This window comes from Mesorhizobium cantuariense, assembly GCF_042647205.1.
In the GTDB taxonomy this organism is placed as follows: domain Bacteria; phylum Pseudomonadota; class Alphaproteobacteria; order Rhizobiales; family Rhizobiaceae; genus Mesorhizobium; species Mesorhizobium cantuariense.
Genome location: NZ_JBHRVD010000001.1, coordinates 5,068,732 through 5,093,585 on the forward strand (window position 1 = coordinate 5,068,732; position 24,854 = coordinate 5,093,585).

Below are 24,854 nucleotides of genomic sequence, written 5' to 3' on the forward strand. Positions count from 1 at the left end.
CCGCGAGCGCACAGGCATGACCCCCGAAAACGAAGCGGCGGCACGGTATTTCTCCGCCATCACGGCCGCGCTCAGCGGCCTTGAAGTGTTCATGCGCGACGATCGCTCGCCGCTTTACCGGCATGGCATCGTCGCCAAGATCGTCGCCGAATACATTGCCCGGCTCGACAAGTCATTCTCCTGCTGGCGCAACCGGCTGGGTTTTATGGACACGTTCCGCATTTCGCGCGCCGAAAGCGGATTTCCGGTCTTCCAGAACCTGCTTGAACTGGAGAACGACCGCCGCCAGGCCGACGCGCGGCTTGCCAACATTCCGCTGGCCGGCGAGTTGCGCGAGGAAATGGCCGACTTCATCCTGCGTCACAAGGAATTCCCCGAGGCGCTGCAGAAGTCGATGGCCGAGCGGCTCTATCTCGAGGACGTCAAAAGCGAGAACACCTTCGGCCCGTTTATGCTGGCGCAAACGGCCAAGGTCTCGGTCAACCCGAAGACGGGGCGCCCCTATTATCTCGTCCACTGGGCGACGTTCGACGGCAGCGCCAACCTGCCTCTGGTCTACATGGTGACGGTGGAGGATTCTTCCGACGCGATGATCCGCCAGCTTGTCGACAGAAACGGCAAGCTGAACGAGACGATCGACATTCCGCTGCCGGTCGACGGCCTGCTCAATCCCGAGCTTGCCCATCGTTTCGACGATTTCACCGAGAAGAACTCCGCCTATACCCTGTCGCCGGCGACCATCGCGGTCAACCTCGACAAGGATTTCGAACCGCTGCACCCCAAGCAGCTGCGCCGCGTCGTGCTCGGCCCGTTCTATTCGGCCGGGATTACCGACAACAATTCGACGGTGACCGAAGTACTGGCCAAGGTGCGCAAGCCCGAAAATGCCTGGCTGCTGACCTGGACCATCCAGGAGGTCTATTCCAAGGCCGAGAAACCCGGCCGCAAGGGGCTGTTTTCGAGCGAGAAGACGACGCAGGAATTCTTCATCAACACCGACGATCTGGAAGCCGCGCGCCAGGGCGTGTCGAGCTACGAAAACCATGCGCTGATCCCGCACGAGGCCTATCAGGCGCTCTACGCCGCCGGCGAGGCGCAGAAGATCTTTGCCGGCTACAAGGTTCACATTCTGTCCAACGGACAGGTCATCTCAGACGTCTGACCGTCACACCACGGAGCACCCTTCATGGATACCGGCCTGACCACCATCCCGGAAGCCGCCATCGAGAAGCACCGCGCTACCGCGCAGAGCTTCATCACCCGCGTCGTCGTGCTGGAGGACCCGTCACGCGAGTCCGGCACCGCACTTGCCGGCACCAACCGCCGCTTCGTCTCGACCGTCTCGGTCGGTTCGGTGCGCCGCACGCGCGAGGTCGAGCTGTCGAAGACCGTCGGCGCCGTTCATCCCGACGACCAGCTGCTGACCATCCCGCAGCACACGCTGTTGTTTCGCGCCCGCCGCGGCACGGCGATCGCGCTCGCAATATCGGACGTCTTTGCCGAGGGCTCGGACCTTGAAAGTCTGCAGGCCAAGAACACCCGCGCCCCGCTCGAAGGCGACGAGGCGTCCACCTTCAAGAAGCTTCTGTCGGCCTCGGCTTACATCTCCGCCTTCAGCCTCGCCTCCTATCTGTTCCAGCTGATCGACAGCGACGGCGAGGCGCCCAACGACATTCCCGAGCCGGACTTCCTGTTCGACACGCCGCAGGATGCGGTGAAGTCGATCCTGGCCGGCCTCGACAAGGCGATATCAGGATCGTCCGACGACGCCGACCTGATGACCCGGGCGCGCGCCCTCGCCCGCGTCGCCATCGACGGGCTTCTGGCGCGCAAGGGCCGCTTCGACGGCATCGGCCCGTTCGAGAACGCCCATATCCGCATCGATGCCGACGATTTCACCCTCGATGGTTTCGACGTCGCGCCGGGCAAGCGCTCCAAGCCGCTGGTGATGACCTTCAAGAAGCCGGAAGAGGTCGTCGGCAACCACATCGCCAAATACCAGTCGGTCAAGCTCGCCAAGATGCTGATGGCCTATGATTTCGAGCGCGAGATGAACCCATTCGTCGAGCTCGGCGGCTTCCTGTTCACCTTCATCGGCGACGGCGCGCCCGGCACCGGCAAGACGACCCTGATCCAGATGATCGCCGGCCTCGTCAATGGCTACTGCCAGGTCGCCGGCTATCCCTTCGCCTACGAGAATTTCGGCGTCGACCAGATCTCGTCCTATCAGGGCAAGTCGGGCCAGAACTGCCGCCAGTTCATCAACAATGTGCTGAACCCGCGCGTCATCGGCTTCGGCACCGTCGACGACATCGACCAGGTGGCGGCGCGCCGCTCCGACGACCGCGCCTCGGCCGGCCAGCAGGAGATCACCGGCGTCTTGATGGATGCCTTCGCCGGTGCCGCCACGGTGGTGCGCGGCAACTGCTCGTTCGGCATGTTCTCCAACTATCCCGAAAATGTCGACGACGCGCTGCGCCAGCGCGCCGGCGCCCGCTGGCTGGTCGACGGGCCGCAGAGCCGCGACGACTACATCGACATCTTCGTGCTGCTCGCCGGCAAGAACCACAAGATCCCGCTCGGCGACCACAATCTCTACGCCGCGCAGGAAATCCAGCGCGCCGTGACCGAGGCCTATGAAGAGCACGAGAAGCCAAGGGAAGACGGGCTGATCAAGGTCTATGAGCGCTACATGAAGGAGAACGGCGCGCCTAAATCGATGGCCGACATCGGCACCTATCTGCATCTGATCAAGGATGCCGAGCCGCGCTTCACCGGCCGCGCCATCAAGAACGTCACCGACGCCATCAAGATGCGCGCCATGGACATCGAGCTTCCCGACGACTGGTTCGAGAAGCCGGAAGTCTTCATGCACAAGGGCTACGACGAGAAGAAAGCGATGATCGAGGAATTGCGCGGGCCGTTCTCGATGGACATGGTCATGCAGGAGATCAACCGCTACGCCGACTCGGAGTTCCGCTATTCCGACAAATCCGACGACTCCGCGGTGCAAAAGCTGCTGCGCGATGCCCGCCTGCGCGAACGGGCCGCGCGCGAGATGGAGGAGATGAAGAAGAAGGGGCTATGGAATGCGTGAGCTGAGCCGTCCTTCCCTTCTCCCCTTGTGGGAGAAGGTGTCGCCGAAGGCGACGGATGAGGGGTGTTCCAGCTTGGCACCAACAGCGCTCCGGCCAACACCCCTCAACCGTCTCGGCGCTACGCGGCGATTCACCTTCTCCCACAAGGGGAGAAGGAAGAGCCGCGCCCCTCATCCGCCCTTCGGGCACCTTCTCCCCGTGAACGGGGAGAAGGAATAATGGCCAAGAAACCCGATCTTCTGCGCGACAATGAGCTGATCTATGGCCGGCTACTGACGGTCGACGAGCCGCATTTGATCCAGCGCTATAACAAGGCGCTGGCCGCATTCGGCTTGAAGCCGACGAAACTGAAAAGCTTCCAGATCGACCGCACCGGCTTCTCGCCCGAAGTGGCCGAGGAATGCGACGACTATGATTATCTCGATCCCAACGAGGTCAACCGCCGCTTCATCATCCTGACACCGTCGCAGATCGACCTGCCGGTGGTGCACACCGCCTTCTCCAACACCTCGCAGCTGATGTTCGAGTTCATGTCCAAGAACCAGCGCGCCATCGACGCGCTGACCATCAAGGATGTGATCTACGGCGAGATCGAGGATTCCGTTCCCAAGGTCAACGACATCGAGGACCTGCTGTCGATCAGCCAGGTCGAGTTCAAGGTGCTGTCGGCCGAGGATGTGCTGGGCAAGGCCGCCGAACTCGGCAAGCTCGTCGACCGGCTGAAGCAGGAACCCGACGCCTGGCGCGACAACACCATGCTGACCCGCATGGTCGAGCTCGCCAAGATCTGCGGCGACATCCGCGAGAACGCGCTGGTGCCCGACCAGATCATCTTCCGCCACAACGCCTACTGGACCAGCCATTTCGGCGGCCTCTACGTATTCGTCGACCCCGACATGACGACGGTGATCAGCGATCCGGCAGCGCCCGGCTTCCGCCGTTCGCGGCCGTGGCAGGTCAGCTATCTCTCGATCAACGACGCCGACAAGGTGTTCAAGTTCCTCGCCACCACCGGCCGCATCGAGCTGCCGCGTGCCTCCTGGGTCGAGACCTCGGGCTATCTCGAGCACCGCGCCGAGATGGTGGTGCGCGCGCTGATCCGCGATGCCGAGCCGGACCGCAACCTGACCGATGTCGACAAGGTCTGGCTGCAGACCTGGATCCAGAGCCATGCCGACCTGATCACCAGGGACGGCAACTTTCCCTTCCTCAACGCCGCCAAGCGCGAGATCGCCCAACTCGGCCACCTCAAGATCGACGATGTCTTCCCGCAGCAGCGTTTCCTGGTGATCCGCGCCAAGCCCGACCATCCCGACGCCTGGCTGACCAATCGGCTGATCTCTGATTTCGTGCCGTCGGATTTCGTCTCGCGCTACATCTTCAACAAGCAGGGCTTCTACGAGGACTATGACGGCTTCAGCGATGCCTGGCGATCGCATGTTGTGGACGTTCTCAAAACCACATATTTGAAGGACAAGGTGGCGTTTCGCACACGCCTCTACGGCCTGACTGACTAGAGCGGTTCACCGTTTAACGGAAACGCCGAACCGCTCTATCTCTTTGATTTGACGCAATTCCGGACGGAAAACCGTTTCACACTTTTCCTGGAATTGCTCTAGAACGAAACGAACCGTTATTTCGTTCTAACTTGTTGTTTTGGCGCATGATGTTATCCAAAAAGTCTGCAACTTTTTGGCATCATGCTTTGAGGGGGTGACATCGCCATGCTCGATCCGATCGTGAACTTCTTCACCCGGATTTTCCAATGGATCGGCCGCGGCATCGGGCTTGTGATCGGCGCGATCCTGTGGCCGTTCCTGTGGGCCGGGCGCTGGTACACGCAGCGCGGCTGGATCCTCAAGGCGGCGCTCGGCGTGGCTCTGCTGGTGCTGATCGGCCTCTACGCCAACTTCTTCTATGCCACCCAGTGGTGGAACAATTTCAACCCGAACTATCCCGACTCCTACACGTTCGAGAAGCGCAACGTCTCCGCCGGCGAACAGGTTGCCGCCGGCGCCGGCACGGACACCGCCAAGACCTGCGGAAACTCCGGTATTGCCCAGATCGCCGCCGACCTGACCGACTTCAACGTCAACCAGAATGCCTGGATCTCGTCGATGATCCTCTACAAGCTCGGCCTGTTCGGCATCGACTGGGACCACACGCCGTGGATGGACAACAAGGCCTCGTTCCAGCGCGGCATCAACCAGGCGGTGCGGCGCACGGCGACCGAACTCGCCGACAATCTCGGCCGTGTGCGCACCACCTCGCAGATCGACAGCGATCTGCAGAATGCCCGCGGCAACCTGCAGTTCGACGAAGAGACCTGGTATTTCGGCCTGAACCCGTTCGGCCCCAAGACACCGACGCCAAGCTACTATCGCGACGCCGTGCGCATGCTGCGTTCCTTCAATGCTCGCCTCGCCACCTGCCAGGCGACGTTCGACGCCCGCGCCGACAATCTGAAACAATATATCGACCGTATCTCGTCCGACATCGGCTCGACCTCGGCGATCCTCAAGGAGCGTGCTGAGAACCACAACAATGGCTGGTTCGACTTCCGCGCCGACGACCGCTTCTGGTTCGCCTATGGCCAGCTCTATGGCTATTACGGCCTGATGAAGGGCGCCCAGGCCGACTTCGAGGACGTCATCAAGGAAAAGCATCTGCAGAACCTGTGGGACACAATGGACTCACAGTTCGTCTCGGCGCTGCGCATCCAGCCCTTCATCATCGCCAATGGCCGCGAGGACGGCTGGATCTTGCCGACGCATCTGACGACGATGGGTTTCTACGTGCTCAGGGTGCGCTCCAACATGGTCGAAATCAGCAACGTTCTGACGCAGTAAGGCTGTTCAGCCCAATGCATGTCGCCCAAAAGTGGTCCCGGTTTTGGGAGAACGACATGCATAAAAATAAGAGCCTAAAGCGCGAGGCGCTTTAGGCAGGCGATGGCGAATTTGCGTCGTCGCCTCTGTCGCATTCCGTGCATTCTGCGGCTGTTTTGAGACGGCAGAGCGACGCGTCCTCTGGCTTCTATACGGCGCGGCAACGGAGCCAGGAAGAACCGACGACAGGTCGGCCGGTCCGCAGAGGAATTTTCTCTAGAGGAAACATAGTTGCATGCAAGTTGACGCCGCGGCAGCGACAGGGTTAGAACATGCCCGCGCCCGGTTCCAACCTGCTTGCCAGTAAGATCAAACCCGTCCCCTCCACCGTCCAATCCAGAGGAAAGCCGTCATGGCCGAAGTGAAGTCCGACATCGAGATCGCGCGCGGCGCCAGGAAAAAGCAGATCCAGGAGATCGGCCAGAAGATCGGCATCCCGACCGAACATCTGCTGCCCTACGGCCACGACAAGGCCAAGATCTCAGCCGAATTCATCAAGTCGGTGAAGGGCAACAAGGACGGCAAGCTGATCCTCGTCACCGCCATCAACCCGACGCCGGCCGGCGAAGGCAAGACGACGACCACGGTCGGCCTCGGCGATGGCCTGAACCGCATCGGCAAGAAGGCGATCGTCTGCATCCGCGAGGCCTCGCTCGGGCCGAATTTCGGCGTCAAGGGCGGTGCCGCCGGCGGCGGCTATGCGCAGGTCGTGCCGATGGAGGACATGAACCTCCACTTCACCGGCGACTTCCACGCCATCACCACGGCGCACAATCTGCTTTCGGCGCTGATCGACAACCACATCTACTGGGGCAATGAGCTCGGCATCGACACCCGCCGCGTCGTCTGGCGCCGCGTCATGGACATGAACGACCGCGCACTGCGCGAGATGATCTGTTCGCTCGGCGGCGTCGCCAACGGCTTTCCGCGCGAGGGCGGCTTCGACATCACCGTTGCTTCGGAAGTGATGGCCATCCTGTGCCTGTCCACCGACCTGAAGGACCTGGAAAAGCGCCTCGGCGACATCATCGTCGCCTACCGCCGCGACAAGTCGCCGGTCTATGCCCGCGACCTCAAGGCCGACGGCGCCATGGCCGTTCTGCTCAAGGACGCCATGCAGCCCAATCTGGTGCAGACGCTGGAGAACAACCCGGCCTTCGTGCATGGCGGCCCGTTCGCCAACATCGCGCATGGCTGCAACTCGGTCGTCGCCACCACGACGGCGCTCAAGCTCGCCGACTATGTCGTCACCGAAGCCGGCTTCGGCGCCGATCTTGGCGCTGAAAAATTCTTCGACATCAAGTGCCGCAAGGCGGGCCTGAAGCCGGCCGCGGCCGTCATCGTCGCCACCGTGCGCGCCATGAAGATGAATGGCGGCGTCAAGAAGGAAGACCTCGGCAAGGAAAACGTCGAAGCGGTCAAGAAGGGCTGTGCCAACCTCGGCCGTCACATCGAGAACATCCGCCAGTTCGGCGTGCCGGCGGTTGTCGCCATCAACCATTTCTATTCCGACACCGACGCCGAGATCCAGGCGATGAAGGACTATGTCGCCTCGATGGGCGAAGAAGCGATCCTGTGCAAGCACTGGGCCCACGGCTCGGCCGGCATCGAGGACCTCGCCAACAAGGTGGTGGCGCTGGCCGAATCCGGCGCCTCGCAGTTCGCCCCGCTCTATCCCGACGCGATGCCGCTGTTCGAGAAGATCAACACCATCGTCCAGCGCATCTATCGCGGCTCGGAAGCGATCGCCGACAAGTCGGTGCGCGACCAGTTGCACGCCTGGGAGCAGGCCGGCTATGGCCACCTGCCGGTGTGTATGGCCAAGACGCAGTACTCGTTCTCGACCGACCCGAATCTGCGCGGCGCGCCAACCGGCCACACCGTGCCGGTGCGCGAGGTCAGGCTTTCGGCGGGCGCCGGCTTCGTCGTCATCATCTGCGGCGAGGTCATGACCATGCCCGGCCTGCCCAAGGCGCCGTCCTCGGAAAAGATCTTCCTCAACGAGATGGGCCAGATTGAAGGCCTGTTCTAAAATCCTTCAATTCAAACCGCAAAGGGCGCCGCAGCGATGCGGCGCCCTTTCTGTTTCCAGATAGTCCTACGCAGCGCTACGCGACAGCGCCCGCTGGTTGGAGCCGAAGATCGTATCGCGTTCCGGCAGCGCGCCGGTCTTCAGGCACTCGACCCATTCGGTGGTCTTGAGCACGGCGGCAAAGCGCGACTGCAGGATGATCGTGACCACGCGGTGGATCTCCTCGGCCGAGGCGTAGCCGGCGCTGTTGGCGTAAGGCACCGAGCCCGTCGCATCCGACAAGAACTCGACAGCAAAGCCCATATGCACGGCGTGGATGATGGTCGACAGGTCGCAATTATGCGTCATGTAGCCGACCACCGTGATCGTATCGATGGCGTTGGCGCGCAGCCAGTCCTCGAGGTCGGTGCCGGTGAAGGCGGAGGGCAGGTTCTTTTCGACATAATGGTCGCGCTCACGCCTGGCGATCTCGGGATGCAGTTCACCGCCATGGCTGCCCTTGGCGAAGATCGGCGATGTCTCGGGCGCCATCTGCTTGACGACCACCACCTTGATGCCGGCCGCGGTCGCCGCATCCATCGCCCGCGCCACATGGACGACGCTGTCGCGGAACGGCGGATGCTGGATGGCGAGATTGCCGCCATCATAGTCGTTCTGCACATCGACGACGATCAGCGCCCGGCGTGGCGTGGTGTTGGCTGGGTCAGACATGGTGTTTTCCTTCCGGCTTGAATGCAATGGACCGAAAATAGGCGGGTCGCCGGCCTGCTAAAAGTGGCCCGATTGACATTATTCGAAAGAATTGGGACAATCCGCTTTCAACTGCCGGAAGCACCCATGACCGACCCGATCATTGCCGTCCTCGCCTTCGACGGCATCAGCCCGTTCCATCTTTCCGTGCCGTGCCTTGTCTTCGGCGAGGACAGGACGGCGCTTGGCCTGCCGCGCTTCGACTTCCGCATCTGCGCGGTCAAGGCCGGTCCGATCCACACCGAAGCGGGACTGACAATTGCCGCGCCGCATGGGCTCGAAGGGCTCGACGGCGCCGACATCGTCATCGTCCCAAGCTGGCATCATCTCGGCGAGCCGGCACCGCCGCTGCTGATGGAGGCACTACGTCAGGCACACGGGCGCGGCGCCTTGATCGTCGGCCTGTGCCTGGGAACCTTCGCCATTGCCGCGGCCGGGCTGCTTTCGGGCCGCCGTGCCGCGACGCACTGGGCCTATTCCGAACAGTTACAGAAACTCCATCCCGACGTCGCCGTCGATGCCTCGGTGCTCTATGTCGACAATGGCGATGTCGTCACCTCGGCCGGCGTCGCCGCCGGCCTCGACTGCTGTCTCCACATCGTGCGCGCCCGCTACGGCGCGGAAGCGGCACTGCGGCTCGCCCGCCAGATCGTTCTTTCTCCGCATCGGCAGGGCGGGCAAGCGCAATTCATCGAGCATCCGGTGACAAGAAGCGCGGACGCCGACCGGTTCACCCAAGCCCTCGACGCGGTTCGCGCGGCGCTCGGAGAGACGCATAGCCTGGATAGCGTCGCCGAGGCCGCCGGCCTGACCCGGCGCACCTTTACCCGCCGCTTCCAGAAATCGATCGGCACCAGTTTCGGCGATTGGCTAACCAGCCAGCGGATAGAACTGGCTCAACGGTTGCTGGAGGCAACGGAGAAATCGATGGACATGGTGGCCTTCGAAGCCGGCTTCGGCAGCGCCACCTCGCTGCGCCAGCATTTCGCCGCAAGGCTCAAGACATCGCCGGCGCAGTATCGGCGGGAATTCTCCCGGCGGGCCGATCAGGACGAACCAATAGCGCGCGGCGTTTCGCACTGAGATAGAAAGGCAAAGGGCGCCGCATCGATGCGGCGCCCTTGGGATCTCCAGTCTCCATGGTCAGGCGACATCTTCCGCCGATGGCGCGCGTTTGCGGCCGGTGACCATGGCGCGAACAAGATTCTCGCCGTGGCGCAGACTGGCCAGCATCACGCCACCAACATGAAGCCCGACCAGCACCAGGATACCATTGCCCAGGATCTTGTGCGTGTCCTCTACCCAAGCCACGCCCCACCAGGCATCGGTGGTCTGCATCCAGCCGGTAAGCGCAATTCCTGCGACGCAAGCGACAAGCGCCAGCACCATGGCCCCACCGGCGGGATTGTGGCCGAGATAACGCCTTTCGCGGCCCTGCGCCACATCGGCGAGATACAAGCCTACCACGCGCGGCCCGCGCACGAATTGGCGGAAGCGCGTGTATCCCGATCCCACCAACCCGGCAATCAAACGCGAGGCAATCAGAACTCCAGCGCAATAGCCGGCCAGTTCATGCACCTTCATGATCTCTCCGGAGGAAAGCCACGCCACCGCAACGCACAGGACCAGGGACCAGTGAAAGAGGCGAACGTAGGGGCTCCAGACCCTGACCAGATTTTCTCATGTCGACTCGACCGAGGTTTCTCGTGTCGAAACGGTGGCGTTCATGGCGATCAGCCGTCGTCGGAATCGGCGCCGACCGACTCGAGCGTCTTGGGGTTGAAGACGGCTTCCAGCTTCTTGCCGTTGGCGTCGAGCGCCTTGGCTTCGTAGCAGCCGTTTTCCGTCTTGATGCTGCGAACTTTCCAGCCTTCGCTTTCAAGCTTCTTTTGCAGCGCTTCGCGCGGCTGCCACTGGTCGGTCGGCACATTGCATTTGTCGGCGGCAAAGGCTGGCCCGGCAAAAGCCGTCACCAGCGCGGTCAGGATCAAGGTCCTCATCTTGTTTTCTCCATCGGCCAATTCCGATGTCGCGGACCCTGGCCGTGAAACCTGACAGCAGCCTGAACGCACCTTGCATTGTCCAAAAGCCGCAATTGGCTTTCATTCAGCTTCCTGTCAGCCTCGTGCCGCATGGACGGGCGTGCTGCTGAACATGGAGGCAAGGTGCGCGTTCTGCTGATCGAAGACGACCCGGTACTGGGCGAGGCGGTGCGCGATCACATCGCCGCCGACGGCCATGCCGTGGACTGGAGCACGACGCTTGGCGAAGCCGGCGATCACCTTCATGTCGTCTCCTATGAACTCGTCCTGCTCGATTTGCATCTGCCGGATGGCAGGGGCCTCGAACTCCTGAAGACTCTGCGCCGTGGAGGCACCGATACGCCGGTCATCATCCTGACCGCGCGCGACCAGCTCTCCGACCGGATAGAGGGGCTGAATTCGGGAGCAGACGACTATCTGGTCAAGCCGTTTGATCTCGGCGAATTGTCCGCACGCCTCGCAGCGGTTGCGCGCCGCTACGCGGGAAATCCGAACCCTTTGATCCGGCTCGGGCCGGTTGAAATCGACCAGGCAGCCCGCCGCGTCGTCGTGGACGGCACGGAGGCCATGCTGACATCCCGCGAATGGGCGGTGCTGGAGCAGTTCTTGCGCCGGCCCGGCATGACTGTCGGCAAGAACCAGATCGAGGACGCGCTCTATGCCTTCGGCGCGGAGATCGAGAGCAACACCGTCGAAGTCTATGTCAGTCGCCTGCGCAAGAAGATCGGGCGCGACGCCGTCACGACGGTAAGGGGGCTGGGCTACCGTCTGGCATCCCCATGAGACTGCTCAACAGCCTTGCCGGTCGCCTCGTTGCCTCGCTGATCCTGGTCACGGTCGCCTTCGGCCTTGTCGCCGCGGGCACGGGAAGCATCACGCTGCATCGTGAAATCAACGAAGCCATGGACAGTTCCATGCAGGAAGCGGCGCGCCGGCTGCTGCCGCTGGTCATCGACGATCTTTTCGGGCGCGAGGCGTCGCAATCGCCGCGAAGGCTGGCGGAGGCCGTTTCGGATGATGACGGCGGCCGCCTGATGTTTCAGGTGCGGGACGCCAGCGGCCGCGTTCTCATACATTCCTATGATGCCCCCGCGGAGCCGCTCACGGCCGAACTCACGCAGGGCTTCTCGGAAGCAGCCGGCTGGCGGATCTACACCGAGCCCGCAATCAGCTGCACGGTTTTCATCCAGGTCGCCGAGCTCGATTCGAGGCGCAATGAGGAAACGCTCGAGGCCGCCACCGGCTTCCTGATACCGATGGTCATCCTCATCCCGTTGAGCGCACTTGTCGCGTGGCTGACCCTGGCGCGTTTCCTGAGGCCGATCGCGACACTGCGCGGCGAGATCAGCGCCCGCCACGGCGACAACCTTGCTCCGATCCGCACCGAGGACCTCCCCTCCGAACTCGCCGCCATCGCCAAGTCGGTCAACAGCCTGATGCGGCGCCTGCATATGGCGCTCGACGCCGAAAAGGAATTCACCGCGAACGCCGCGCATGAATTGCGCACCCCGATCGCCGGCGCACTGGCACAGACGGAGCGGCTGATCGCGGAAGCCCCGGACGAGGTGGCAAGAAAACGCCCGCGCCAGATCAAGGCGGCGCTGTCCGATCTCGCCGGCCTGTCCGAAAAGCTGATGCAGCTGGCGCGTGCCGATGCCGGAGTGGCGGTCGCCGGCAAGCCTGCCGATCTTGCCACGGTCGCGGCATTGGTGGTCGCGGACTTCGAACAGCGCAGCCAGAACAAAGGCCGCCTTCGCCTCGAAACGCCAAAGGCCAAGGCATACGCCGCGATCGACACGGATGCATTGGCCATCGTGCTGCGCAACCTTATCGAGAATGCCTTGCGACATGGCGCAGGGGGCGCACAAGTGGTTGTGCGCATAGGCGATGATGCCAGCCTCGGCGTGATCAACGAAGGTCCGGTGGTTCCGGTTCCGGGCAGCCTGATCAAACGGTTCAAGCGCGGCTCGACGCGCGCCGAGGGATCGGGCCTCGGCCTGGCAATCGTCAACAAAATCCTGCAACAGATCGATGCGACGCTGGTCCTGGCAGGACGGCTTTGAAGCGACGATCCGGTTCCCACCGCGTAACGTCAACGACCCTTGATCGCCCGTGCCGGATTGCCGACCACCGTGGTGTTCGCAGCCACGTCGCGTGTCACCACCGCACCGGCGCCGACGATGGCACCCTCGCCGATGCTGACGCCGCCAAGGATGACGGCTGAGCCGCCGATCCAGGCATTGGCGCCGATCTCGACCGGCTTGGCGATCTCCAGTCCAGCTTGCCGCCCAGCGGCCTCCCTGTGGTGCTCGGCGCAGTAGATCTGCACATTGGGGCCAAGCAGCGTTCCCTTGCCGATGCGCACACTCGCTGTGTCGAGGATGGTGCAGCCGGCATTAAGGAAGACGCCGTCGCCGAGAAAGATGTTGAAACCATAGGCGCAGTGAAACGGCGCCTCGATGCGGGCGCCCTCGCCGGCGTTGCCGAGCAAAGCTTTCAAGCCCGGCCCGAGATTGCCGCGCTGCCGCGGCGGCAGCGAATTGTGCTCGAACAGCGCGTCGCGCGCTATTACCCGCAATGCCTCCAGTTCGTCATCGAGGCACGTGTACCATTCGCCGGCCGCCATCTTTGTGCGCTCGCTTCCAGCCATGACGGTGTCTCCTGTTAGAGCTTTTGCCAAAGCACAATTGCAGTGAACGGGAAAGTGCCAGCATCCGGCAGCACTGTGCGCTAAATCCAATCGAATTTCTCGCAGTCATGCGCTGGTCAAATGCCGGACCTATGCTAGCCTGCTCTTGCCGGACTGTCCTTGCCCGGTGATCGAGGGGGATCGACCATGTTCTACATTCTCGCACTTCTGATCGGTGTTATTGCCGGTCTTCGCGCCATGACCGCGCCGGCCGCCGTGGCCTGGGGTGCGTATCTCGGCTGGCTGCCGGTGGCCGGCACCTGGGCGAGTTTCATGAGCCACTGGGCGGCTGTCGGCATCTTCACCATCCTGTGCATCGTCGAACTGGTCACCGACCAGCTGCCGTCGATGCCGAGCCGCAAGGTACCGCAGCAGTTCGGCGCCCGCATCGTCATGGGTGCCTTCACCGGCGCGGTGATCGGCGCGACAGGCGGCGCCACCATCGGAGGCTTGATTGCCGGCGCCATCGGCGCTGTCATCGGCACGCTGGGCGGCGCCGAAGCACGCGGCCGGCTCGCAGCGGCCTTCGGCAAGGATCAGCCCGCCGCCTTCATCGAGGACGCGGTGGCAATCATCGGCGGTCTGCTGATCGTAGCGGCGGTGGCATGACGACGAAAACCTTCGACGCCATCATCATCGGTGCCGGACAGGCCGGCCCTCCGCTGGCCGGCCGGCTGAACGCCGCCGGCATGAGCGTGGCGCTGATCGAGCGCAAGCTGGTCGGCGGCACTTGCGTCAACACCGGTTGCATGCCGACCAAGACCATGGTCGCCAGCGCCTATGCCGCGCATCTGGCGCGCCGTGCTGCAGACTATGGCGTGACGCTCAGCGGCCCCGTCGGGGTCGACTATGCCAGGATCAAGGCGCGCAAGGACAAGGTGACGATCGACGCCCGCACCAATCTCGAGACCTGGATTGCCGGCATGAAGGGCTGCACGCTCTATCGCGGCCATGCGCGTTTCGAATCCGCCAACACGGTGCGCGTCGGCGACGATCTGCTGGCCGCCGAAAAGATCTTCCTCAACACCGGCGGCCGCGCCTCGGTCCCAGACCTGCCCGGCATCCACGACATCGACTATCTGACCAATTCCTCGATGATGGATCTCGACGTGCTGCCGTGCCATCTCATCGTCGTCGGCGGCAGCTACATCTCGCTCGAATTCGCGCAGATGTTCCGCCGCTTCGGTAGCGAAGTCACCGTCATCGAGAAGAGCCCCCGCCTGACCGGCCGCGAGGACGAGGACGTCTCGGCTGCCATCCTGTCGATCCTCGAAAACGAAGGTATCACGGTCCATCTCGGCGCCGACGACATCGCTTTCGCCAGAGAGGGCAAGGACATTGCCGTGACCTTCTCGGCCGGCAAACCGCCGGCGGTCGGCTCGCACGTGCTGCTGGCCCTGGGGCGGACGCCCAACACCGACGATCTCGGCCTGGACAAGGCCGGTGTCGAAGTCGACAAGCGCGGCTTTGTCACCGTCGACGACCAACTGCGCACCAGCGTGCCCGGCATCTGGGCGATGGGCGACTGCAACGGCAAGGGCGCCTTCACCCACACCTCCTACAACGACTATGAGATCGTCGCCGCCAATTTGCTCGACAACGATCCGCGCAAGGTCAGTGATCGCATCGAAGCCTATGCGCTCTACATCGACCCGCCGCTCGGCCGCTGCGGCATGACCGAGGCCGCGGTGAAGAAATCCGGCCGTCGCGCGCTGGTCGGCCAGCGGCCGATGACCCGCGTCGGCCGCGCTATCGAAAAGGGCGAGACGCAGGGCTTCATGAAGATCCTGGTCGACGCCGACACCAGGCATATCCTCGGCTGCTCGGTGCTCGGCCCCGGCGGCGACGAAGCGGTGCATTGCGTTCTCGACCTGATGTACGCCAAGGCGCCCGTCGATACGCTGGCACGCGCCGTGCACATTCATCCGAATGTCTCGGAACTTCTGCCCACCATTGCCCAGGAGTTGAAGCCGCTGGCCTGACTTTGCCTGCGGGTATCCATTTCAAAGCCCTTCCTTTTCTGCATCGCTGCAATGCAGCAATGCAGCTTGCGCACGGTGGCGTCCTTCGCGCAGTCTCAAATTTGAACCGATTCAGTCTGGACGCCCCATGCCCTTGCCGATCCTTGCGCTTGCCATTGCGTCCTTCTGCATCGGCACCACCGAATTCGTCATCATGGGCCTGCTGCCGGAGGTCGCAGCCGATCTCGGCGTGTCCATTCCCTCGGCGGGCTTGCTGGTCACCGGCTATGCGCTGGGCGTCGTCTTCGGCGCCCCGATCGTGGCGATGGCCACCGCGCATTTGCCGCGCAAGCCTGTGCTGGTCGGGCTGGCCGTGCTGTTCGTCGTCGGCAATCTGTTTTGCGCCATCTCGCCCAACTACTGGACGCTGATGGCCGCACGGGTCTTCACCGCCTTCGGCCATGGCGCCTTCTTCGGCATCGGCTCGGTCGTTGCCGCCAGCCTGGTGCCGCGCAACAAGCGCGCCAGCGCCATTGCGCTGATGTTCGCCGGGCTGACCCTGGCCAACATCCTAGGCGTTCCCGCCGGCACGGCACTAGGCGAAGCCTTCGGCTGGCGCGCCACCTTCCGGGCCGTGGTCGGCATCGGCCTGATCTCAGTCGCTTCCATCGCCTGGCTGGTGCCGTCCGATGTCACTGAACCGAGCGGTGGCGGCCTGCGCGGCGAGCTGCGCGTGCTGGGCAAGCTGCAGGTGTGGCTGGCGATGCTGATCGCGGCCCTTGCCTCGGCCAGCCTGTTTGCCGTCTTCACCTACATCAAACCCTATTTGACCGACGTCTCCGGCCTGTCGACCTCGGCGGTCACCTGGGTGCTACTGCTGTTCGGCGCCGGCATGACCATCGGCAACATCATCGGCGGCAGGCTGGCCGACTGGAAGCTGATGCCGACGGTCATCGGCACACTGCTGTTGCTGGCGGTCCTGTTTGTCGGCTTCATGCAGTTCGGCGCGATAGCAAGCGTTGCCATCGGCATCGTCTTCCTCTGGGGCCTGCTCGTCTTCGTCGTCGTGCCGCCGCTGCAGATCCGCGTCGTCGAGGCGGCCTCCGAGGGGCCGAACCTCGCCGCCACGCTGAACCAGGGCGCCTTCAATGTCGGCAATGCCAGCGGCGCCTGGATCGGCGGCGTGGCCCTTTCCGCCGGTGTTTCCTATGCCAATTTGCCGCTGGTCGGTGCAGTGATCGCCTTGTTGGCGGTCGCCGTCGCTGTGCTGTCGCAGTCGCTGGATCGGCGCGCGCCTGTCATCCCTCTCCAGGCTCCAGCGGAATAGTCTCTTGCGCCCATAGCGCGGCAGGCTGGACCAATCGACATCGACGCCTTCAACTGGGCATGTCTTCTGGTCCCTGATGGAGGAAGTCATGCAGAAATCGATCGAGCGCATCGCCGGCGAAAGCGAAGGCGTTTCCTACGAATTCCCGCTGTTCCGCTTCGCGGGCGCGGACAAGTCTGCCCCTTCAGCCTATCTGCAGGCAGCGCTCCATGCCGGCGAATTGCCGGGCGTCGTCGCCATCGACGCGCTGATGCCGATGTTGGCCAAGGCCGAAGCCGAAGGCCGCATCAAGGGCAACCTCACCATCGTGCCCTGGGCCAACCCGATCGGCCGGGCGCAATATCATTTCGGCGAGCATCAGGGCCGCTTTCATCTCGGCACGCGCACCAATTTCAACCGCGGCTTTCCGCTGCTCGCCGCGCCCGACGCAGCCCTCTTGCCCGACACCACCCTTGGCAGCGTAGACCAGCGTCTGAAAACCCGGCTGGTGCAGTTGTCGCTCGGCCATGACATCGTGCTCGACCTGCATTGCGACGATGAAGGTCTCGCCTATCTCTACGTGCACACCAGCCTATGGCCGGCCATGGCCGATTGCGCCGCCGCCATGGGCGTTGATGCGGTCGTGCTGTGGAGCGAGGACACCGACGGCACCTTCGAGGGTGCCTCGATCATGCCCTACCAGAACGTCCCCGCCGATGTGGCGAAGCTCGACCGTCGCGTCGCCACCACGGTGGAATATCGCGGCATCCTCGATGTCGACGGCGCCTTGGCCACCGCCGACGCCGAAGGGCTCTACCGGCTGCTGGTGGCACGCGGCGTGATCACCGATACCACCCTGCCCGCGCTCGGTCCTTTCACCGGCGTCGTCGCCCCATTGGAAAACATCGACATGATGCCGGCGCCCCGGGCGGGTGCTGTGCTCTATGACGTGACACCCGGCGACCGCGTCGCCAGGGGCGCGCGCCTCGCCACCATCGTCCATGCCCCAGGTGAAACCGATGGCCGCACGGAAGTGTTCGCGCCACAGGACGGCATCATCCTGACCCGCCGTTCGCGCCGCATCATCCGCGCCGGCGAGGATCTGTTGAAGCTGGTCGGCGACAGGAAGAGCGCCGACGCCAGGTCGGGAACGTTGGAGGACTAACTCCAGCCTATCCGGAAATGGCCTGTCGTGCCTTCGCCTCCAGCCATTCGGCCATCTGCCGGTAAGGCACCGGGCCGTGACTGACGCGGGCGACACCCAGTTCCGCCAGCCGCTGGCGCGGCGGCACGTGCGCCAGCGCAATGATGTTGACCGGCAACGCAATTGCCTTGCAGAGCGTCTTGATCAGGCCCTCATCGCCAAGACCCGGCGCAAAGAAGCCGTGCGCGCCGGCTTTTTCGAAGGCCTGTGCGCGCTCGATGGCCTGGTCGAGCAGGACGTCATCATGCGCATCCGGTTTCGCCTTGAGGAAGATGTCGGTTCGAGCGTTGATGAACGCCGGTATGCCGGAAGCCTTGACGGCCGCCGCCGCGGCTTGGATGCGCTTTACCTGGACAGGGATGTCATGCAAGCCGGTGCCGCCGACGATCTGATCCTCGAAATTGAAACCAATAGCGCCGGCCCGCAGCGCCAACGTTACCGTGCGGGCAACGATTTCCGGATCGACGCCGTAACCGCCCTCGAGGTCCATGGTCACCGGCAGGTCTACCGCCCCGACGATGCGCCTGATGTTGTCGAGCGCCAGCTCCAGCGGGATTTTCTCGCCATCGGCGTAGCCGAACGCGGCCGCAACCGGCCAGCTTCCGGTGGCGATCGCCTTGGCTCCTGCTTTCTCGACGATCTTGGCCGAGCCCGGATCCCAGGCATTGTAGAGAACGATTGGGTTTCCCTTGACATGGAGGGAATGGAACGTCCGCGCGCGATCGATCTGCTCGGTCATGGTTGCTTTCCCGTCTCCTGCTGTTAGAGGAACAGTCTAAGCGGCACTGTCCGCCCTGGCGATGTGCCATGAGATGCAGAAGCGGCGGCCACCGGACAGGCTTTTCAAATCAGTTGCGCATCCCGTTTTTCGCGGCTATGGATTTCGCCATGAATATGCGTTCGACCAAGACCATTTGGTGGTGGGCCTGCTGACAGCGGCCTGTTCGAACACGTGCGCGTGAAAAGAGAGGGTGGCCGCAACGGAAAGTCCGGGCGGCCATTTGTTTTTTCCAAGCCATTCCCGGGTCCGTTGCCCCAAGAAGCTGATGGAGACGGCAGTGACGATGAAGGTTCTGGAAAACGGGGCGGAAAGTTTCGTGACCGCGGGTGGCATCACCATCACCCGCGAGCGCCATGATCGGCCCTATGCGGGCGCGATCGACGCTTATGTCGACGGCTTGAATTCACGCCGCGGTGCGGTGTTTTCCTCCAACTATGAATATCCCGGCCGTTACACGCGCTGGGACACCGCCATCATCGACCCGCCGCTGGTCATCTCGGCGCGTGGTCGCGCCATGCGCATCGAGGCGCTGAACGGCCGTGGCCAGGCGCTGCTGCCGGTCATCGGCAAGGCGCTCGCCAGCCTGGCCGATGTCACCATCGCCGAGACGTCGAAAAAGCTCATCCGCCTCGACGTCGCCAAGCCCGGCCGTGTCTTCACGGAAGAAGAACGCAGCCGCGTTCCTTCTGTCTTCACCGTGCTGCGCGCCATCACCGCTCTGTTCAAGACCGAGGAAGACGCCAATCTCGGTCTTTACGGTGCCTTCGGCTACGACCTCGCCTTCCAGTTCGACCCGGTCGACTACAAGCTCGAGCGCAAGCAAAGCCAGCGCGACCTTGTGCTGTTCCTGCCCGACGAAATCCTGGTCGTCGACCACTATTCGGCCAAGGCCTGGACCGACCGCTACGACTATGCCGGCGACGGGTTTTCGACGGAGGGGTTGCCGCGCGACGAAATCGCCGAGCCGTTCAAGAGCCCCGACAGCATTCCGCCGCGTGGTGACCATGAACCGGGCGAATATGCCAATCTGGTGCGCAAAGCGATGGATTCGTTCAAGCGCGGCGACCTGTTCGAGGTCGTGCCCGGCCAGATGTTCTACGAGCGCTGCGAGACGCAGCCATCAGAGATTTCGCGCAAGCTGAAGGCCATCAACCCCTCGCCCTATTCCTTCTTCATCAATCTCGGCGAAGGCGAATACCTGATCGGCGCCTCGCCGGAAATGTTCGTGCGCGTCAACGGCCGCCGCGTCGAGACCTGCCCGATCTCGGGCACCATCAAGCGCGGCGACGATGCCATTTCCGACTCAGAGCAAATCCTGAAACTGCTCAACTCGAAGAAAGACGAATCCGAGCTGACCATGTGCTCGGACGTCGACCGCAACGACAAGTCGCGGGTCTGCGAGCCGGGTTCGGTGCGCGTCATCGGCCGCCGCCAGATCGAGATGTATTCGCGCCTAATCCACACTGTCGACCACATCGAAGGCCGCCTGCGTGAAGGCATGGATGCTTTCGACGCCTTCCTGTCGCACGCCTGGGCGGTCACCGTCACCGGCGCGCCGAAGCTATGGGCCATGCGCTTCATCGAACAGAACGAAAAGAGCCCGCGCGCCTGGTATGGCGGCGCGATCGGCATGGTCAATTTCAACGGCGACATGAACACCGGCCTCACCTTGCGCACCATCCGCATCAAGGACGGCATTGCCGAAGTACGCGCCGGCGCCACATTGCTCTTCGACAGCATTCCCGAGGAAGAAGAAGCCGAAACCGAACTGAAGGCATCCGCCATGCTCTCCGCCATCCGCGACGCCAAGACGGGCAATTCCGCCAGCACCGAACGCACCACCGCGCGCGTCGGCGACGGCGTCAACATCCTGCTCGTCGACCACGAGGACTCGTTCGTTCACACGCTGGCCAATTACTTCCGCCAGACCGGCGCCAATGTCTCGACCGTCCGCTCGCCGGTGCCGGAGGAAGTCTTCGACCGGCTGAAGCCCGACCTCGTCGTGCTGTCGCCCGGTCCCGGCACGCCGAAGGACTTTGATTGCGCCGCGACCATCAAGAAGGCGCGCGCCCGCGACCTGCCGATCTTCGGCGTCTGCCTTGGCTTGCAGGCGCTGGCCGAGGCCTATGGCGGCGAACTCAGGCAGTTGCACATACCGATGCACGGCAAGCCCTCGCGCATCCGCGTCTCGAAGCCCGGCATCATCTTCTCCGGTCTGCCCAAGGAAGTCACCGTCGGCCGCTACCACTCGATCTTCGCCGATCCGGTGCGGCTGCCCGACGATTTCATCGTCACGGCCGAGACGGAGGACGGCGTCATCATGGCCTTCGAGCACCGCAAGGAGCCGATCGCCGCGGTGCAATTCCATCCGGAATCGATCATGACGCTCGGCCACAATGCCGGCATGCGCATCATCGAGAACATCGTCGCCCACCTGCCGCGCAAGGCCAAGGAAAAGGCCGCCTGACGTCGATGGCTGAAGCCGAGAACACGATGGCGATCGCGGCCAGGGCGGCTGCGAAGCGCAAGGTCGCCAACCTTGCCTTCTGGTCGATCATCATTGCCGCCATCGTGCTCGGCCTGAAGCTCATCGCCTGGTACGTCACCGGCTCCGTAGCGCTCTATTCGGACGCGCTGGAATCGATCGTCAACGTCATTGCCTCGGCCGCCGCCTTCTGGGCGATCCAGGTCAGCTACAAACCGGCCGACCAGGATCACCCGTTTGGCCATCACAAGGCCGAGTATTTCTCGGCGGTGCTGGAAGGCGTGCTGATCGTGCTCGCCGCCCTTTTGATCCTCAACGAGGTCTGGCGCTCCTGGCAGACGCCGGCACCACTCGAGCAGCCTTGGAGCGGCCTCGCGGTCAACGGCGTCGCCACCGTCATCAACGCCTTCTGGGCCTGGACGCTGATCCGCGCCGGCAGGGCGGAGAAGTCACCGGCACTGGTCGCCGACGGCAATCACATCATGACCGACGTGGTCACCTCGATCGGCGTCTTCGGCGGCCTGGTCGGAGCGATCCTGACCGGCTGGCAGATCCTCGACCCCGCGCTTGCCGTCCTCGTGGCGCTGAACATCCTGTGGCAGGGCTGGCACGTCATCGGCTCGTCGATGAACGGCCTGATGGACCGCGCCGTCGACACGGCAGAGCACATGCGCATCCGCGACGTCATCTCGGCCAATTGCAAGGGCGCGCTCGAGGTGCACGACCTCAAGACGCGCATCGCCGGACGTGCCACCTTCATCGAGTTCCATCTGGTCGTCGACGCCGACATGTCGGTCGGCGCCAGCCACGTCATCTGCGACCGCATCGAGGACGCGCTGAGGGCCGAAATCCCCTCGGTGCGCGTCACCATCCATGTCGAGCCCGACGACGAGGCCAAGCTCCCCAAGGGCACGACGGCCGTGCCGTTTGCTTAGCCTTGCGCTAGCCTGAGGCCTGTCGAGATTCAGGTCAGGCCGAGCCGAGAATGGTGACTTCCGAGAACCGGAGCGGAGCGTACTTTAAGTACGTGAGCACCGGAAGCACAGGAAGCCGCCATTCGCAGGCCGGCATCACCTGAATATCGACTGGCCTCAAGGCGAGCAGGCCGATTGCGGCATCGGCTGCAGCCGATAGACCTTGTCGTCGGATTTTGTCTTGCCGTCGGCGGCCTTCGAGCACAGATCGACGATCGCGAGTGCGCTGTTGGGATTGGCCAGCATCATCGTGCCGTTGACGCCGCGCTTGAGGAAAATCTCCTTCTGCGCGATGTCGCAGGAGAAATCGCTCATCTTCGCGCTGGCCGCGCAGCGCCACTGGTCGGCCTCGCCCTGGCAGGAATAGGTCTGCGTCACCTCAGCCGATTTCTGCCGTGTGGTAACGGTAACGGCAATGTCGGCGCCGTCAGGCCAGTTGGCGGCATCGCCGCCCGAGGCGAAGGACGCGAGTTCCACCGATCCGCGGAAGACCCGGATCGACTGCGTCAGCTGGTCGGGGTGCGAGCCGAGATGGGCTGCATCGTAGTCGCGCCCATAGCAGAAGGCCTGGTCCGGCTTCAGCCGCTCGCGCAGCGGGGACCCGAGCGCCGGGTCGACCGGATCGATGCGCGCGAACTCCGCCTTGCAGGTCGCCGCTGGGATCGGGTCGAGGCGAAAATTGTCGTCATCCTTGCCGAGTGCCTGCCTGCTATATTCCGCAGCGCCAAGTTCTTCTTCCGAGCCGGCATCGAGATAAATATCGGGCTGCAGATCCGAGAGGAACAGCCGGCCCTTGTCGTCGACCTTCAGCGACGCCAGCGTCCGGTCGCACTCCATGCCACAATGGATCGGGCCGGTCCTGCCGTCCTCGGACTCGTGATTGCACCAGCCACCGGCCCATTCAGGCGCCTTGGCGCCGCGCACGGTGGTGGCGATGAAGGCATTGTAGGACGTGTCGGAATTCGCGGTAGGTTCCTCGTTCGGCCGGCTGACCGGATCATGGCCGTAGTAGAAGAAGATCCGCGCCACCTTCTGCTTCGGATGCGCCTTGAGGTGCGCCGCGTCATAGACGCGGCCGAAACAGGCGTCGGCACCGTTGGGGCTGAGTTCGGTGAGCTTGAGCGCATCGTCGGCGAAGGCCGAACCGGCAAGCACTCCAAGCAGCGCGACGCCATACCCGGCGCCCGCGACTGTCTTCCATTCCCCCACCCCAAACGCCATGTGACTTCTCCTCCGCATCGACAGGACGTGACGTCAATTTATGCTAGTATTGCGGCTGGAGCCATGCAATTCGCGGTGGGCCGCCAAGCCGAGGAGGATGCCATGCGCCGGCGCGATATGTTCCGCGCGGTTCTTGCTGGAACCGGAACGCTTCTTGGCCTGCGGGCGGCGCAGGCGGCGACGACGGAGCCCGCCAGGCAGAAGGTTGCCTATCACTTGAGTGACGTCGACAAGGTCAATTTCGTGCTCGGCAACATCAAGAACCATTATGACGGCACCGGCGGCAATGTCGACATCGTACTGGTCGTGCATGGTCCGGCCTTGGCCAGCTTCAAGTCGAAGGGAATATCGGCCGCGATTTCCGGGCGCTTCGCCGGCCTGGTGCAGCAGGGGCTGGAATCCCATGCCTGCGCCAACACCATGCAAGGCATGGATATTACGCTCGCCGAGCTGCTCGCCGGTTTCCATGCCGCCGACAAGGGCGGCGTCGTCAAACTCGCCGAACTGCAAGGACAGGGCTACGCCTATCTGCGCCCCTGAGGCTTGAACACCGGTGCGACAAGGGCCTACGAAGGACGGGCCGAAGTCCCGGAGGAGGAACCATGCCAGCCACCACACTCAGCATACCCGATCTTGCCGGCAAGGCAGTGCTGGTCACCGGTGCGTCGACCGGCATCGGGGCGGCGCTCGCGCTGGCCTATGCAGCGCAGAAATGCAAGGTGGCGCTGCACTACAATTCGAGCCAAGCCGCCGCCGAGAAGCTCGGCATGACGATCGCCGACAAGGGCGGCGAGGTGTTTCTCGTCCAGGGCGATTTCTCCGTTGCCGCCGATGTCGAACGCGTCGTCGAGGATAGCGCGCAGTATCTCGGCCGCCTCGACGGGCTGGTCAACAATGCCGGCGGCATGCTTGGCCGCGTGCCCTATGCCGAGCAGACGGAAGCGCATTATGACGCGGTGATGGACCTCAACGCCCGTTCGGTGCTGACCGCTTCGCGCAAGGCGATCCCGTGGCTGAAGAAACAGGGCGGCTTCATCGTCAACACCTCCTCGATCGCCGCGCGCAATGGTGCCGGCGGCGGCGCCGGGCTTTACGGCTCGGCCAAGGCCTTCGTCTCCAATGTGACGCGCGGCATGGCCAAGGAGCTGATCGGCTTCGGCATCCGCGTCAACGCGGTGGCGCCCGGCACCATTCTCACCCCGTTCCACGAGCGCTATTCGACCGACGAGCAGATCAAAGGCATGGTCGCCACCATTCCGCAGGGACGCGCCGGCACGGCTGAGGATTGCGTCGGCGCCTATCTGTTCCTCTCTTCCGATCTCTTGAGCGGCTACATCACCGGCCAGGTGATCGAGGTGAATGGCGGCCAGTTGATGCCTTGAGCGGCTATCGGCATACTGGCGATCTGCATGTTCTTGTCGAA

Annotated in this window: 22 protein-coding genes; 16 read left to right on the plus strand and 6 right to left on the minus strand. The window is 63.5% G+C overall.

Features of this window, described 5'->3' with window-relative positions; translation table 11 throughout:
* Positions 1-16: 16 nt before the first annotated feature.
* The 5 genes from ACFOJ9_RS24810 (at position 17) to ACFOJ9_RS24830 (ending at position 8,018) form a co-directional block, all read left to right on the plus strand.
* On the plus strand, positions 17-1,162 hold the full coding sequence (locus tag ACFOJ9_RS24810; protein ID WP_378982229.1) for a hypothetical protein: 1,146 nt from the start codon (positions 17-19) through the stop codon (positions 1,160-1,162).
* Between the two features lie 24 nt (positions 1,163-1,186).
* Entirely contained in the window at positions 1,187-3,097 is a 1,911-nt protein-coding gene (locus ACFOJ9_RS24815; protein ID WP_378982231.1) for an AAA family ATPase, read from the plus strand.
* A gap of 219 nt (positions 3,098-3,316) precedes the next feature.
* Positions 3,317-4,615, plus strand: a complete 1,299-nt coding sequence (locus ACFOJ9_RS24820) for a DUF6638 family protein (RefSeq protein WP_378982233.1) — start codon at positions 3,317-3,319, stop codon at positions 4,613-4,615.
* 207 nt (positions 4,616-4,822) lie between these two features.
* Positions 4,823-5,947, plus strand: coding sequence for a DUF2333 family protein (locus ACFOJ9_RS24825; protein ID WP_378982235.1), 1,125 nt, complete (start codon positions 4,823-4,825; stop codon positions 5,945-5,947).
* A gap of 391 nt (positions 5,948-6,338) precedes the next feature.
* Positions 6,339-8,018 (plus strand): formate--tetrahydrofolate ligase, encoded by a 1,680-nt coding sequence (locus tag ACFOJ9_RS24830; RefSeq protein ID WP_378982237.1) that lies wholly within the window; start codon positions 6,339-6,341, stop codon positions 8,016-8,018.
* 66 nt (positions 8,019-8,084) lie between these two features.
* Here ACFOJ9_RS24830 and ACFOJ9_RS24835 read toward each other — a convergent pair whose 3' ends face one another.
* Positions 8,085-8,729, minus strand: a complete 645-nt coding sequence (locus ACFOJ9_RS24835) for a cysteine hydrolase family protein (RefSeq protein WP_378982239.1) — start codon at positions 8,727-8,729, stop codon at positions 8,085-8,087.
* 126 nt (positions 8,730-8,855) lie between these two features.
* Here ACFOJ9_RS24835 and ACFOJ9_RS24840 point away from each other — a divergent pair, with 126 nt between their 5' ends.
* A complete protein-coding gene (locus ACFOJ9_RS24840; protein ID WP_378982241.1) occupies positions 8,856-9,851 on the plus strand; it encodes a GlxA family transcriptional regulator in 996 nt (331 codons plus the stop codon).
* Positions 9,852-9,911: 60 nt separating this feature from the next.
* Here the strand turns inward: ACFOJ9_RS24840 and ACFOJ9_RS24845 are convergent, their stop codons facing one another.
* Positions 9,912-10,442, minus strand: a complete 531-nt coding sequence (locus ACFOJ9_RS24845; RefSeq protein WP_378988027.1) for a cytochrome b/b6 domain-containing protein — start codon at positions 10,440-10,442, stop codon at positions 9,912-9,914.
* A 59-nt stretch (positions 10,443-10,501) separates the two neighbouring features.
* Positions 10,502-10,768, minus strand: a complete 267-nt coding sequence (locus ACFOJ9_RS24850; protein WP_378982243.1) for a PepSY domain-containing protein — start codon at positions 10,766-10,768, stop codon at positions 10,502-10,504.
* Between the two features lie 165 nt (positions 10,769-10,933).
* On the opposite strand from ACFOJ9_RS24850, the gene ACFOJ9_RS24855 reads away from it, so the two are divergent.
* Both ACFOJ9_RS24855 and ACFOJ9_RS24860 read left to right on the plus strand, forming a co-directional pair.
* Positions 10,934-11,593, plus strand: a complete 660-nt coding sequence (locus ACFOJ9_RS24855; protein ID WP_378982245.1) for a response regulator — start codon at positions 10,934-10,936, stop codon at positions 11,591-11,593.
* Entirely contained in the window at positions 11,590-12,873 is a 1,284-nt protein-coding gene (locus tag ACFOJ9_RS24860; protein WP_378982247.1) for an ATP-binding protein, read from the plus strand. The genes ACFOJ9_RS24855 and ACFOJ9_RS24860 overlap by 4 nt, the downstream gene beginning before the upstream one ends.
* A gap of 29 nt (positions 12,874-12,902) precedes the next feature.
* On the opposite strand, the gene ACFOJ9_RS24865 is transcribed toward ACFOJ9_RS24860, so the two are convergent.
* Positions 12,903-13,460, minus strand: a complete 558-nt coding sequence (locus tag ACFOJ9_RS24865) for a sugar O-acetyltransferase (RefSeq protein ID WP_378982249.1) — start codon at positions 13,458-13,460, stop codon at positions 12,903-12,905.
* 186 nt (positions 13,461-13,646) lie between these two features.
* On the opposite strand from ACFOJ9_RS24865, the gene ACFOJ9_RS24870 reads away from it, so the two are divergent.
* From ACFOJ9_RS24870 to ACFOJ9_RS24885, 4 genes are all read left to right on the plus strand, one after another.
* Positions 13,647-14,108: a DUF4126 domain-containing protein gene (locus tag ACFOJ9_RS24870; RefSeq protein ID WP_378982251.1), complete on the plus strand. Its 462-nt coding sequence runs from the start codon at positions 13,647-13,649 to the stop codon at positions 14,106-14,108.
* Positions 14,105-15,481 carry an FAD-containing oxidoreductase gene (locus ACFOJ9_RS24875; protein ID WP_378982253.1) on the plus strand — a complete coding sequence of 459 codons (1,377 nt, stop codon included), beginning with the start codon at positions 14,105-14,107 and terminating at the stop codon, positions 15,479-15,481. The genes ACFOJ9_RS24870 and ACFOJ9_RS24875 overlap by 4 nt, the downstream gene beginning before the upstream one ends.
* Before the next feature lie 127 nt (positions 15,482-15,608).
* Positions 15,609-16,787 carry an MFS transporter gene (locus ACFOJ9_RS24880; RefSeq protein WP_378982255.1) on the plus strand — a complete coding sequence of 393 codons (1,179 nt, stop codon included), beginning with the start codon at positions 15,609-15,611 and terminating at the stop codon, positions 16,785-16,787.
* Positions 16,788-16,875: 88 nt separating this feature from the next.
* The gene (locus tag ACFOJ9_RS24885; protein WP_378982257.1) at positions 16,876-17,931 is read left to right on the plus strand and encodes a succinylglutamate desuccinylase/aspartoacylase domain-containing protein; all 1,056 of its coding nucleotides are present in this window, start codon (positions 16,876-16,878) and stop codon (positions 17,929-17,931) included.
* A 7-nt stretch (positions 17,932-17,938) separates the two neighbouring features.
* Here the strand turns inward: ACFOJ9_RS24885 and ACFOJ9_RS24890 are convergent, their stop codons facing one another.
* Positions 17,939-18,709 carry an isocitrate lyase/PEP mutase family protein gene (locus ACFOJ9_RS24890; protein ID WP_378982259.1) on the minus strand — a complete coding sequence of 257 codons (771 nt, stop codon included), beginning with the start codon at positions 18,707-18,709 and terminating at the stop codon, positions 17,939-17,941.
* A 319-nt stretch (positions 18,710-19,028) separates the two neighbouring features.
* Between ACFOJ9_RS24890 and ACFOJ9_RS24895 the strand changes: the two genes are divergently transcribed.
* Positions 19,029-21,218 carry an anthranilate synthase gene (locus tag ACFOJ9_RS24895; protein WP_378982261.1) on the plus strand — a complete coding sequence of 730 codons (2,190 nt, stop codon included), beginning with the start codon at positions 19,029-19,031 and terminating at the stop codon, positions 21,216-21,218.
* A 5-nt stretch (positions 21,219-21,223) separates the two neighbouring features.
* Positions 21,224-22,171 carry a cation diffusion facilitator family transporter gene (locus ACFOJ9_RS24900; protein WP_378982263.1) on the plus strand — a complete coding sequence of 316 codons (948 nt, stop codon included), beginning with the start codon at positions 21,224-21,226 and terminating at the stop codon, positions 22,169-22,171.
* Between the two features lie 156 nt (positions 22,172-22,327).
* Here the strand turns inward: ACFOJ9_RS24900 and ACFOJ9_RS24905 are convergent, their stop codons facing one another.
* Positions 22,328-23,431: a hypothetical protein gene (locus ACFOJ9_RS24905; RefSeq protein WP_378982265.1), complete on the minus strand. Its 1,104-nt coding sequence runs from the start codon at positions 23,429-23,431 to the stop codon at positions 22,328-22,330.
* A 102-nt stretch (positions 23,432-23,533) separates the two neighbouring features.
* Here ACFOJ9_RS24905 and ACFOJ9_RS24910 point away from each other — a divergent pair, with 102 nt between their 5' ends.
* Together ACFOJ9_RS24910 and ACFOJ9_RS24915 are read left to right on the plus strand one after the other, a co-directional pair.
* The gene (locus ACFOJ9_RS24910) at positions 23,534-23,971 is read left to right on the plus strand and encodes a DsrE family protein (protein ID WP_378982267.1); all 438 of its coding nucleotides are present in this window, start codon (positions 23,534-23,536) and stop codon (positions 23,969-23,971) included.
* Positions 23,972-24,033: 62 nt separating this feature from the next.
* Positions 24,034-24,813 (plus strand): SDR family NAD(P)-dependent oxidoreductase, encoded by a 780-nt coding sequence (locus ACFOJ9_RS24915; protein WP_378982269.1) that lies wholly within the window; start codon positions 24,034-24,036, stop codon positions 24,811-24,813.
* Positions 24,814-24,854 lie beyond the last annotated feature (41 nt).